The organism is Enterococcus sp. DIV0213h, assembly GCF_051711285.1.
In the GTDB taxonomy this organism is placed as follows: Bacteria; Bacillota; Bacilli; order Lactobacillales; family Enterococcaceae; genus Enterococcus_D; species Enterococcus_D casseliflavus.
Genome location: NZ_JBIOMH010000001.1, coordinates 1,176,239 through 1,188,034 on the forward strand (window position 1 = coordinate 1,176,239; position 11,796 = coordinate 1,188,034).

At 42.8% G+C, this 11,796-nt stretch carries 9 protein-coding genes and 1 pseudogene; 8 read left to right on the forward strand and 2 right to left on the reverse strand.

Features of this window, described 5'->3' with window-relative positions; translation table 11 throughout:
• The first annotated feature begins 58 nt into the window (after window positions 1–58).
• The 3 genes from IGI77_RS05355 to IGI77_RS05365 all read left to right on the forward strand — a co-directional run bounded on the left by IGI77_RS05355 (window position 59) and on the right by IGI77_RS05365 (window position 2,538).
• Complete coding sequence (locus tag IGI77_RS05355; RefSeq protein ID WP_395997091.1) at window positions 59–1,279, forward strand: MFS transporter; 1,221 nt, start codon at window positions 59–61, stop codon at window positions 1,277–1,279.
• A 651-nt stretch (window positions 1,280–1,930) separates the two neighbouring features.
• On the forward strand, window positions 1,931–2,194 hold the full coding sequence (locus IGI77_RS05360) for an AbrB/MazE/SpoVT family DNA-binding domain-containing protein (RefSeq protein ID WP_008379103.1): 264 nt from the start codon (window positions 1,931–1,933) through the stop codon (window positions 2,192–2,194).
• Window positions 2,188–2,538, forward strand: a complete 351-nt coding sequence (locus IGI77_RS05365; RefSeq protein WP_368742374.1) for a type II toxin-antitoxin system PemK/MazF family toxin — start codon at window positions 2,188–2,190, stop codon at window positions 2,536–2,538. Before IGI77_RS05360 ends, IGI77_RS05365 begins: the two co-directional genes overlap by 7 nt.
• Window positions 2,539–2,553: 15 nt before the next feature.
• On the opposite strand, the pseudogene IGI77_RS05370 reads toward IGI77_RS05365, so the two are convergent.
• Both IGI77_RS05370 and IGI77_RS05375 read right to left on the reverse strand, forming a co-directional pair.
• Window positions 2,554–2,687, reverse strand: a pseudogene (locus IGI77_RS05370) (helix-turn-helix domain-containing protein); the annotation flags it as partial.
• Window positions 2,688–2,852: 165 nt separating this feature from the next.
• Window positions 2,853–3,260, reverse strand: coding sequence for an Lrp/AsnC family transcriptional regulator (locus IGI77_RS05375; protein ID WP_015509250.1), 408 nt, complete (start codon window positions 3,258–3,260; stop codon window positions 2,853–2,855).
• 120 nt (window positions 3,261–3,380) lie between these two features.
• Here IGI77_RS05375 and IGI77_RS05380 point away from each other — a divergent pair, with 120 nt between their 5' ends.
• From IGI77_RS05380 to IGI77_RS05400, 5 genes are all read left to right on the forward strand, one after another.
• The gene (locus tag IGI77_RS05380; protein ID WP_438769642.1) at window positions 3,381–3,926 is read left to right on the forward strand and encodes a cysteine hydrolase family protein; all 546 of its coding nucleotides are present in this window, start codon (window positions 3,381–3,383) and stop codon (window positions 3,924–3,926) included.
• A 327-nt stretch (window positions 3,927–4,253) separates the two neighbouring features.
• Window positions 4,254–5,177, forward strand: coding sequence for a peptide-methionine (S)-S-oxide reductase MsrA (gene msrA / locus IGI77_RS05385; protein WP_438769643.1), 924 nt, complete (start codon window positions 4,254–4,256; stop codon window positions 5,175–5,177).
• 349 nt (window positions 5,178–5,526) lie between these two features.
• Window positions 5,527–6,888, forward strand: a complete 1,362-nt coding sequence (locus IGI77_RS05390) for a hypothetical protein (protein ID WP_005225442.1) — start codon at window positions 5,527–5,529, stop codon at window positions 6,886–6,888.
• 16 nt (window positions 6,889–6,904) lie between these two features.
• A complete protein-coding gene (locus IGI77_RS05395) occupies window positions 6,905–8,128 on the forward strand; it encodes an amidohydrolase family protein (protein ID WP_438769644.1) in 1,224 nt (407 codons plus the stop codon).
• Between the two features lie 582 nt (window positions 8,129–8,710).
• Entirely contained in the window at window positions 8,711–11,692 is a 2,982-nt protein-coding gene (locus tag IGI77_RS05400) for a WxL domain-containing protein (protein WP_438769645.1), read from the forward strand.
• Window positions 11,693–11,796 lie beyond the last annotated feature (104 nt).

Below are 11,796 nucleotides of genomic sequence, written 5' to 3' on the forward strand. Positions count from 1 at the left end.
CTATACTTTAACTATCATTTGAAAGCGGAAACAAAAAATATAAAGGAGTGCAATTATTATGAATAAGAAAAAATTATCTCTAGCCTTAGGTATTTTAAGTATGAATCTTTTGTTGATGTCAGGCTCGGTTGTGGGTGCGGCAATTGCCGCAATTTCAAAATCATTCCCTCAAGAACCTATTTCTAAGGTACAAATGCTTAGTTCCATTCCTCAGCTTGGTCAGTTGATAGCCACGTTACTTTTTACTTGGTTAACCTATAAAATGACCAGAAAAAATATTGGGGTCGTTTCAGTAGCTATCGTAGCAGTTAGTGGCTTACTGCCAGTTTTTTATAACAGCAGTCTGAATATTATCTTAGCATGTATGATCGCTCTAGGTTTTGGGTTAGGATTAATCAGTAATGTTGGACCAGTTTTACTGCAAGAACATTTTGATGGTGAAGAGCGTGCTGCGGTCATGGGTTGGGCGGTAGGCTTTAACAATTTAGGAATGATGGGCTTTACTGCGATCGGCGGTGTGTTAGGCAGTACGAATTGGCAAAATCTATTCTGGGTTTATGGGGCAGCGATTCTTATTTTAGTTGTTGTGTTAGTTTTAGTGCCCAAAGATCGAAAATTATCTGAAGAGGAAGTCTCTAACCAGCGTTCAATCAGTTTTGGTAAAACGGTAAAAAGCTTGAATGGCTATGTTTATGTGATGTTGATCGTGACTTTTGTGACTTCGCTTTGCTTAATGATCTTTATGGCAAATCAATCAATTTTGCTAGCTTCAAAAGGGAACGGTACAGCGTATACGGCAATGGTCACAGCATTAGGAAATGTCGGAGGAATTTGTACCGCTTTTGGATTGAAATATATCCGCAAAATTACTAAAACAGATACGATGGCCTGGGGCTTTGTGGCTTTCGCTTTATCTTATATTTGTATCGTCTTTTTCAATAATCCTGCGTTGCATATTGCTGGAAATATGTTCTCAGGAATGGGGATTGTTATGGTCAATGCGACGATTCCATTTGAATTATCCATTTTAGCTAATCATCAACAATTTCCGGTAGCTATCGCGATGAACACCCTGATTTCTTCTTTAGCCGGTTTCGCAGCACCGATGCTGCTTGCGGCAACCAAGATTTCAGCAGGGGCAAACTCTTATTTTGCCGGGATTGCCATTAGCGGCTTAATGGCTGTCGTATTATTGATTATTCGCTTAGGAAACCGCATCGAAAAAAAGTCCGGTGAAGTAGCAAGCAATGTTCAAAATGAAAAGGTGCAAGAAGCTTAAAACAATTTGCTCTTAAATTAGTTATAAGGATAAGCAGACTTATTGACTCTTTGTCAATAAGAACTGATAGATGGTTTTGTTATAAAGATTCGTCAAAGTAGTGAATTTTCCAGTTTTTAATTGTTTCTTTTATACTGCTAGAAACAATTCATTAGATTTTTCCTACAAAAAATAGTCGGAGTGATTTCCGTCGCTTCGACTTTGTCTATCTAGTGTATACAGACCTTCAATCATGCCTTTTGGAATGGCGTTTCCTGCTCGTAGGATTTAGGAATTCGTTTTATAAATAATCGGTGATTCTGCTCTAAAATGTTATTTAGAATCTTATCAGTTTGATGGTCTAAATCCTTAGGTGGAATACAGCTACGTTTTACAAAGTATCCCAATCTTTCTGCAATCAAATATCCAACCTAGATTCATTAAAAAAACTCTTGTACGGTATAGATAATGATGATTTTTCCATTCATTTCACAATTCCTTTAGTAGCTCTATTAGTTAGGTCATAAAGATACTAATTTAGCACAGCAGAGTAAACTTTTAAGAACAATTCTTTTTAATGGAATTTAGGTGAATCGACCAAAAAGGATAATTATGTATATACTCTGTCGCGGTATATGTTATACTATGTATATACAGAAAGAGGTGTTGCTCATGGAAATGTTACCTATAAAAAAATGGGGTAATAGTAACGGTCTTAGATTGCCAAAGTACATTATGGAGTATCTTGGCATTCATACTGATGACAAAGTGAAGATAATACAAGAAGAAGTAAACGGACATAAACGGCTAATCATCGAAGCAGCAAATTTAGAAAACGAGTTAACGATTGAAGAGTTATTTGAAAATTACTCTGCTGAGAAAAATCATGTGGTAATTCAACATTTAGGTGAAGCAGTAGGGAATGAAAAATGGTAAGAAAACCTAGACAAGGGGATATTTTGTTATTGGATACAGCTCCTCGTTCTGGACATGAACAAACGGGAAAAAGACCCTATATTGTTTTAAGTCATGACATGATTGCAGATTATAGTAACGTTGCCACCGTTGCTCCGATTTCTAGTACAAGTAGAAACTATCCGTTATATGTAAGTATTAATCCAGATTATGGCATGAAGACAACAGGAAAAGTATTGTTAGATCAATTAACGACAATTGATTATGAAGCCAGCGCGTGTGTTTTTTTGGAAAAAGCGCATGAGCACTTGGTTGATGAGTTATTGATGAAAGTTAGAACAGTATTTCAAAAAGTAAGTAAATAAAAACAGCATGCTCATCTAATCGATGTTGACCATGCTGTTTTCTTTTATTCTATAAACGCTTTGTCTCGTAACATTATACACCGTACAATCTTTAAGATACTAGCTCCATTCCCATGATCCTGAACGATGCTTTTATAAACAAGGCAACGGGGGCGCTTTTGTGTCTGCACTAGCAGTCTTAATACTTTATGCTTGGCGATGTTTGAATTCGGCACGCTACTGCTGGGCATCATTGCCAAAATTTCGACGATTACGTCTTTGATAAATTTATCAAGGAATCTAATGGCTGTAGGACTAGCCCACAGCCGCTAACATCAAACATCCCCATGATTGAGTTTATCAGCCACAAAGGTTTCTACACTATACCTGCCCCAGTTTGAGAGACTCTCTATAAATAAAGGGAAGGTTACATCTGTAAAATGACTGACCAAGAGATAACAAGCTTGACCCGAAACTTTATGAAAGACTTCAATTTCTTTGTATTGATTCACGAAGGCTTCAAAAGCTGTATAGCGATTTGAATCCATAAAAAACCGGATGTATTGCGTACTTGGGTAGTTTACTACAATACTAAATCGCTGAATGATTCCCTCATCTTGCAATTTCAAGATCCGATTGCCCACGGCTTGTCCCGTCAGGTGGACCATTTCGCCGATTTCTTTGTTCGATAATTTGCTGTTGTGTTTCAGGATAGCTAGGATTTGTTCATCGATGATGTCCATAAGGGTTCCTCCTTTCATAATGAAAGTGAATTGACTTTATCTTTTTCAAGAGACGCTTTGTTGTAGGGTCATATGTATTTATACTGGATTATAACAAATAAGAAAAGAGATGGTGATTCTATGAAAAAAGCTTTAGTAATTATTGATGTCCAAAATGACTATTTTAAAGAAGGAAGAATGGCCCTTCATTCCCCTGAACAGGCGCTTGCGAACATAAATAAACTAGAAGCGTCTTTTATCGAGAAGCAACTCCCGATCGTCTATATCCAACACATCAACGATCAAGAAGCAGCTGATTTTTTTGAACGAGGGACCAAAGGTGTGCTGCTGCATGAACAGTTAAAAACAACGCATTCTTCTATTATTATCGAAAAGCACTTTCCTAACTCCTTCATTGAAACAAATTTAAAAGAGACGTTAGACTCTTTAGGTGTTCAACAAGTTATCATCACTGGGATGATGACGCATATGTGCATCGATTCAACCACAAGAGCTAGCAAAGAGCTCGGTTATCAGCCCATACTGATTTCTGATGCCACGGCAACGAAAGCATTAACATTTGAAGCACACGAAATTCCTGCGGAAGCTGTTCAACGAGCGTTTTTATCGGCGTTGGAAACTTTCTCTACGGTGATGAAAACCGATGACTATTTAAACGGATTGTAGAAAAATTGCGTATTTACTAACAAAGGCAAAGGTTCATTTGCATTGAGTGGTTCTTGATCACTCTTTGAAATTGATGATCCTAACTCATTCCGCTTCAATGTTTCTAAAAAAAATGAATGCCCAGTTGCGTACCCACCAATGATACTGAGCTGATTCCTCAAAGGATGCATGCGAACCAATTACGCACCAACCCATACAAAAGCCAAAAACGTTCGAGGATTTCTCTCGAACGTTTTTTTGGGCATCAAATTGGGCGAATCGGCGAAACTATGGTACAGTGCAACCAAACAAGGAGCGAGAGTCGCTCCTTCATGAGGCAAAGGGGCAATGGTGATGAAGCAAACAACGATGGCGTGGCTGTCAGAAATCTATAATTTGATCTTGCATCCTGGCACGAGACAGTGGGAACGAGAACAACTGGTGCAAGCAAAAAATACCCTGGAAACCCAGCTGGCGACCAAACAAAAAGCAGGCAAAGACGAAAAGGAATCGTCAAATAGCCTTGAAGACCAACAGACCAGACGGGTTTTGGAAAAACTAGAAGCGTCGTTGCGTCCTTTGGCACTGAGAAACAATCTGACCCCGAATGTCGCAGAGTTTTATCAAACAATCAGCCAGTCAGCACCGAAAAAGGCAAGGAATGAAGAAACAAGCAAAGTCCAACCAGCAGAAGTTTCCGTGGAGCCGAACGAAACAGGTGGAAAAGCACAAGAAGTAGCTATTTTTGCTGGCGGCTGCTTTTGGTGTATGGTAGAGCCTTTTGAAGACCAGCCGGGCATTCTTTCCGTCTTGTCGGGGTATACCGGGGGAACAGTCCCGAATCCGACGTATGATCAAGTACTAAGCGGAACAACAGGGCATGTCGAAGCGGTAGAGATCGTTTTTGATCCCAAAATCATCACCTATCAGGACTTGTTGCAGTTGTACTGGCAAGTGACAGACCCGACAGATGCTTTCGGACAATTTCAAGATCGCGGCAATTTTTATCGCCCAATCATTTTCTATACGACTGCTGAACAGGAAGTGTTTGCGCAAGGAGCCAAAAAGGAACTAGCCCAATCTGGTTATTATCAGCAACCCATCGTGACTGAGATCCGCAAGGCCACGCAGTTTTGGCCAGCGGAAAACTACCATCAAGCATTTTACAAGAAACAGCCAAAGCGCTACCAGCGGATCAAGCGAGCGCGCAAACAACTGATGCTTTTTTATCGGCTGAAACGCTGGACAAACCGAGGAAAAAAACGATCATAAACAGAAGATCACTAAAAAAAGCGGGGCTCCGAGAAAAGGGCAAAAGGATCAAATGAAGGCTCTTTTCTCCACAAGCCGCGCTTTTTTCTGCGCTTTTAGCCAATTGGATAAAAAACGTAGATTTATTTTAGAATAATGTCCAAAGAAAGCGTTAACAACAAGAATTATAATAGAGAAAGAAAAAGTGGCGAAAAAGGTCGAAAAAGCAGGTGTCTTTTGCTTGATTCCTTTCTTCGAGGAAAGAAGGTGGGAAACACCAGAGAAAAATCAGCGAAAAAAACAATCGGCAACACCCCATAGCAACACAACATTTATTATATGAAGGTTCATATAAGTTAGGAGAAATGTGATGAAAAAAAAGGGAACGTTCGTCTCACTGTTTATGGCTCTCATTCTTTTTATCTTTTCAGAAAGAACAGTGTTTGCGGCAGAAGCGATCAATGAGATCGTCGCACCAACAGGAGTCAAAGCATTTCTAGTACTGATTCCATTAGTGTTAGTGCTGGTTTTGCTCTTTAAAAAAGTAGATATGATCATTGCTGGCTTGATTGCTGGGATCTTGGCGATGATTATTGGCGGGATCAGTTTAGCTGAAGCCAATTCGCAACTGCTGGAAGCTATTCCGACGATGTTGAGTATTACGGTGCCAATCATCAATTCCGCTGTAGCGATGGCGGTCTTCAAAGCGGGTAGTTATACGGCGGCATTAACCTTAGCCAAAAGAGGAACCAAAGGAAAAGTGGAATATGTGGCTGGTTTTATTGTCATCTTATTGGCAGCAGCGACTTATATGTCTGGGATCGGCGGCGGGAGTGCAATGGTGATCGCACCGTTAGCATTTGCGGCAGTTGGGGTGGTCCCCGAATTGATCGCAGCGATGTCGTTAGCGGCAGCGGTCTCCTTTACGACCTCTCCTGCCTCTTTGGAATCTAGTATCGTGTCTGAACTAGGCGGCTTTAGTGTCGCTTCTTACGTCGATCAAATGCGCCCATTTTGGTTGTTATTCGTTGGTTTGGCGATTTTATTGGCATTCTTCGGAACCAAGCGTCGTCATCTAGGCTTCAAAGAATCAGCCAACCAAGAGTACGAAAACAAAAGCAATGGCGAATTGTTCAAAACGACACTGCCTGCGATCTTCTTGCTTTTTGCGGTCATCTTTGGCCCGTTGATCAATGACCTGATCGGCTTTGTCCTCTTTACACCGCTAGTTTATATGGTGGTCACGTTGGCGTTGATTTTTGTTTGTACCGACTTTTCGATGAATCAATCGGTGGAAGCGATGGTGGACGGATCCACGTATATTTTGACCCGCTTGTTCCAAGTGGGGATCTTTTTAGCCTTCATCAACGTGATCGCTGAAACTGGGACGTTTGCTGTAATTGCCGGTGCGGCACAAAATGCCCCCGCAGCGATCGTCGTTCCCGTGGCGATCTTGACGGGTGTCTTGATTGGGATTCCCGCAGGTGCCTATGTCGGCTCCGTTTTAACACTCGTGCTACCAGTTGCCGTTTCATTAGGCTTCCCAGTCTTAGCTCTTGGCTTTGTAACGATGGGGGTTGGCCTCGGCAGTCAAATGAGTTTTGTCAACATTACGATGCAAGCTTTATCTTCTGGTTTCCAAATTCCGATTCTGGATGTAGTCAAAGGAAACGTGAAGTGGTTGAGTTTAGCAGCCGTATTATTATTAGTCATCGGCTTAGTGTTTGGCTGATGGATAGGAGGAAAACATGGATTTATTGATCAAGCAAGCACGTCTTGAAGACGATGCAGAATTAGTAGACATTGCAATTTCAGAAGGAAAAATCACCGCAGTTGCACCCAACATTGAAGAATCAGCAGCAACAACGATTGAGGCGAAAGGCAAAGTGGTGATCCCTGGATTGATCGAAAGCCATATCCACTTAGACAAAGCCTTGATCGCCGATCGTGAGCCCAATAATTCAGGTACATTGCAAGAAGCGATCCAAGTTACGGCAAAGCTGAAACCGACCTTTACCGAAGAAGATATTTATGATCGAGCGAAACGTGCATTAGAAATGCTGATCGTACATGGCACGACTGCTGTGCGCACCCATGCCGAATTTGATCCAGCACAAGGCTTCACTGGATTTGACACCATCATGCGCTTAAAAGAAGAATACCGCGACTTGATCGACATTCAGGTCGTTGCCTTTCCGCAAGAAGGGATTTTTAAAGCCCCAGGGACGGATAAAATGATGATCGAAGCGATGGAAAAAGGCGCCGATGTCGTTGGCGGCATTCCTTACAATGATGCGCCAGCCAATGAACACATCGACTTGATCTTTGAGATCGCCAAACGTTTTGATAAAGACATTGACTTGCATCAAGATTTTGCCGACGAAGCAGACGATACATCGATCGTCTACTTGTGTGAAAAAACCATCGCAGAAGGCTACCAAGGTCGGGTATCAGTAGGTCATTTGACTGCGCTGCACGCTATGGAACCGGATCAGCTGGCAGAAGTCATCGATTTGATGGTCAAAGCCCAAATCAATGTGATGCCGTTGCCAGCGACCGACTTGCACTTAGGTGCTAGAAACGATGCCTACAACGTTCGCCGTGCCGTGACGCCGATTCGCAAACTACGTGATGCTAGTGTGAATATCTGCTTAGGCAGCAACAATATCCGAAACGCCTTTACGCCCTATGGCAATGGGGATTTGATCCAAATCGCTATGTTGGCTGTGCCAGTGGCACACTTAGGCGGCGCCGATGACTTGCCGACGGTCTTGCCAATGATTACGACCAATACCGCCAAAGCATTAAATATCAAAGACTATGGAATCGCTGTTGGCAACCGCGCAGATTTGATTCTTTTAGATACTCAGAGAAAAGCCGATGTGCTGATCGATATTCCTGAACGTTTGATGGTCATCAAAAATGGCCGCATCACCGTGGAAGTCAAAAAAGAAGTGACGATCCACCGCTAAGCGATTTTTCGCCCCTATGGTGGTTGTCACAAAAAAAGTGAATCAAGGAAAGAACACGTCCGTCAAAGGCAGCCTGACTGCTTTTTGACGGATGTTTTTTTGTATAGGAGCAACGAGGTCGAAGGGTATGCGCTTTGATTATCTGAAACCGACAGTGGGACGTTTTCGCTTCAATGAACCCTCCTGATCTAGAAATAGGGAATGCCGCCATGCAAGGATTTCCTTGACTGATGAATATCCTGATTTTTGCTCTGCGGAGCTGTCCCTTATACTTAAAGAGACAATCGTGGATTAGGACTTGTTTTCAGCAATTATAAATAAGAAAGCGCTGATTTTTTCTTTTAAAACCAAATGTTCGAAGCGACGCCAATGCGTAGTTTCTTTGACGCTTTACCTAAGAAACACACTGTTTTGCTTTAAGGGAAGCAAGACAGAAAAGATTTGCTGCTTTATGCGCTTCGTTCGTGTGTTGTCTTGTTAGTTTGAACGAATCTCTGGCGCACCAGCCAAACACAACAAACAGAATCAAAGGCGTAAGCCAATTAAACCATAGAAAATGAAAGAAAGGAGGGGAGCAGCGTAATGAAAAAGAAGCCGCTAAAATTGCTGCTCCTGGTGATCGGGCTAGTGAGTATTCCGTTGGGTTTTCCCTTCTTGCGAGATGCTTTTATTGCGCCCTTGTATGCGCTGCAAGCAGAAGACGAGCACTCATTAACGGAAGAAATGGCTGATTTGGAAGAGGCTGATTTTCAATTTTTAACAAGCAGCAAGCAAGGCTATTTAGGGGAGGAAATCCCTATCGAAATCGTGGCGCAGCAGCCAGTAACTGAAGCGGCTGTGGTTTTGCCCCCAGAAGCAGCGATCGAGCCCTCCTTGTTTCCCGAAGGAAGGACGGTTGAACAGGTGGAAGCTGACCAGTGGCGTCTGCTTAGCGAACCCCCTCAAAGCAATTGGCTCTTGCCGTTAACTTTTGCAGAAGGAAGCCACGAAGTCATGGTAGGAGAAGAACGGCTGACACTAGAGAGCCAAGGTTCCCCAGAGGAAAGTGGGGAAGAAACCGAAGAAAGCAAGGGAGAGGGAGTAGAACCCGAGAATGAAGAGCAAAAAGGAAACGCGCATCAAACAGAGCCAGGAGGAGCATTTCCCTATGATGCCGATGATCCAGGCAATCTCTACCTGTTAGAAGTCACGGAGGAGTCAAGCCGAGAGGTCACTAATTGGCAAGAGCTTCTCTTAGCTATCCAAACCCGAACGGTTAATTATATCGCTTTGACCGAGAGCTTTGACTCTCCTGATCGCCCTGCAGAAGGATTGAGTAACGTTGAAATGATTGATTGGTTTGGGGATCAAAACCCCAATGGAGAAGCTTCTTACCTTTATCTCAATTCAGCCGAGATTTCGCGCCCTTTAATTATCGACGGACGAGGACATACAATCGATTTTCGGTCAGTATCGGTTGGTTTTAATGACATGACAGTCAATCCAGATACCCCTTGGGACATTACCCTCCAGAATATTGAGCTGTATAGTGGAAATGACTTTGGACCTATACAATATAACGACTTAGAAACGGACAATCAGGCGGCGGCAACGATACGGTACCATAATGTCAATCATGTCGGCAATCAATTGTTTCATGGGTTTCAATCGACAGCTATTTTATCAGGAAGTGTTTCTTCTATTCAAAAGGATTCTTATGATGCAGCTCTTGGGCGTGGTGAATGGCTCATTAATGCTACCGATCAAGCGAATTTTGAAGTCGGTTATTTGGACGTTCTTGACGGCGCTAAAGTTCACCTTTCAACAATCGATTCAGGAAATATTTGGTTTCCTCATAGTTCAAATCCAACGTTTACGATTGGAGACGATGCGGAGGTTACGATCATTGCAAATGGTACAGGACAAGGTGAGGCGTGGGGAGCAAATATATTCTTTAGATATAGTCCTATCTTAACCGTAGGTAATGGTGCGACCCTTGATTTGGCACCTAAAAGAAATTCTCCTGCTATTTCAACTAGTGGTTTGCTGCCAGCTCAGACTACTCAGATCAATCTATTGGAGGAAAGCACATTAAAAATCTTCAATTCTGGACGTAATAGTAATAGTAACAATGATTGGACCAATATTATTTCTATGCCACCTGGTCCTGGCAGTAGTATTCATCTCAGAAAAGGGAGTACGCTTGCTATCGAAGCAGTCAATCAACTTTATTCTGATAGCCATATTATTTATTTTCCTGTATCTGGACATATTACTATTGAGGAAGATGCTACCGTTGATATTCGTTCCAATAGCAGGACACTGGGGCATAATTTGATCTCATTCGGGCACTTTAATTCAACTATCACTATTAATGATGCTGCAAGAGTGAATTTAGAGAAAAATGGTCCTGATACAGGGAATTCTTCCTTGATCCGTAATGCAGCAATAACTGTAAACAATCAGTCGATTAAGCGGTGGAATCTTAGAACCCGAATAGAAGAACCTGATTTTGAATGGGATAATATTGTGCGGTTGTTTGCTCGTGTTAATGAAGCAGGAGTACTGAATAGAAGCGATGTCTCGGTTAGCGCATTAGATCCCACTATAGCAGCAGAGGCCTCAGATAGATTTTCGGCAAGAGTGCAACGGCTCTTATTCGAAAAGATTTCTCCTATCGAAGTAACGCTGGATCCTCTGTCTAATAATCGCTCTCAACGAAATTCCTATACGATCACAGGAGAAACTGATCCCGGAGCTTACGTACGTTTTAGCAGAGACTTCAGCATGCCAGAACCAGTGATCGGCCCCATTGAAACGGGAGGCGGCGATACAGAATGGTTCCATGTCAATGCCAGAGAAGATGGCACGTTTGAATTTGATCTCTCCCAATTTGACGACTTCGACTATTTCCGTGGGCAAGAAGTTGTAACGGCAAAGGTATTTTTAAATGGACGACGCGATGAGACCTCCATTATCGTTGAAGGCATCAATCCTCGAGATCCTCTGAATCCTGATGTAGATGTTGATCCAGAAAATCGACCGACGCTTCCTGAAAACCAAGGGTTGATCGGTATCGACTTTATCTCGCAATTTGATTTCGGGCACGTGCCGATTCGTTCGAGTCAAGCCTATTATCCAGCACTGCCACAAAAGCTGCGGGACGCAGAGGATGATTCGGCTGGTGGAGAACGCCCAAATTACGTTCAAATCTCTGATCGGCGGGAGGAGCCCACCGGCTGGACACTGAGCGCGCGGATGGATGAAGCAGGGTTTGTCAGTGAGGAAGGCCATCAGCTGCGGGGAGTCCAGCTCCTACTCAATAATATTCGTATGGCAACGACAGGTTCGAATACCTCCACTGCCCCAACCTACTGGGAAAGCCGTGAATTAAATACGGGCAGACAAATCTTGGCAAAAGCAGATGAGGGGCAAGGCAGCGGAACATGGGTCCAACGCTTTGGTGACGGAGAAACGATGGATCAAAGCGTGATGCTGGAAGTTCCTGTTAACGCTACGCCGCAAGCCACAAGCTATACGGGCATCATTCATTGGGAATTAAGCTTTGTCCCAGAGCTGGACTGAGTATTCTAAAGAAGGGAACCCTATATTGGCTTCGAGTATTGAGCAGGCTGTGCGTTCTAGTTGCTTTGCAGGCATACTTGATTGCTGTACAAGCCAAACGCAAT

Excerpts from the sequence above, each read along its gene's own strand:
- IGI77_RS05375 (WP_015509250.1), bottom strand. The coding sequence starts at position 3,260 with ATGGACATCATCGATGAACAAATCCTAGCTATCCTGAAACACAACAGC.
- IGI77_RS05365 (WP_368742374.1), top strand. The coding sequence starts at position 2,188 with ATGGTAAGAAAACCTAGACAAGGGGATATTTTGTTATTGGATACAGCT.
- IGI77_RS05380 (WP_438769642.1), top strand. The coding sequence starts at position 3,381 with ATGAAAAAAGCTTTAGTAATTATTGATGTCCAAAATGACTATTTTAAA.
- IGI77_RS05400 (WP_438769645.1), top strand. The coding sequence starts at position 8,711 with ATGAAAAAGAAGCCGCTAAAATTGCTGCTCCTGGTGATCGGGCTAGTG.
- IGI77_RS05395 (WP_438769644.1), top strand. The coding sequence starts at position 6,905 with ATGGATTTATTGATCAAGCAAGCACGTCTTGAAGACGATGCAGAATTA.
- msrA (WP_438769643.1), top strand. The coding sequence starts at position 4,254 with ATGGTGATGAAGCAAACAACGATGGCGTGGCTGTCAGAAATCTATAAT.
- IGI77_RS05390 (WP_005225442.1), top strand. The coding sequence starts at position 5,527 with ATGAAAAAAAAGGGAACGTTCGTCTCACTGTTTATGGCTCTCATTCTT.
- IGI77_RS05355 (WP_395997091.1), top strand. The coding sequence starts at position 59 with ATGAATAAGAAAAAATTATCTCTAGCCTTAGGTATTTTAAGTATGAAT.
- IGI77_RS05360 (WP_008379103.1), top strand. The coding sequence starts at position 1,931 with ATGGAAATGTTACCTATAAAAAAATGGGGTAATAGTAACGGTCTTAGA.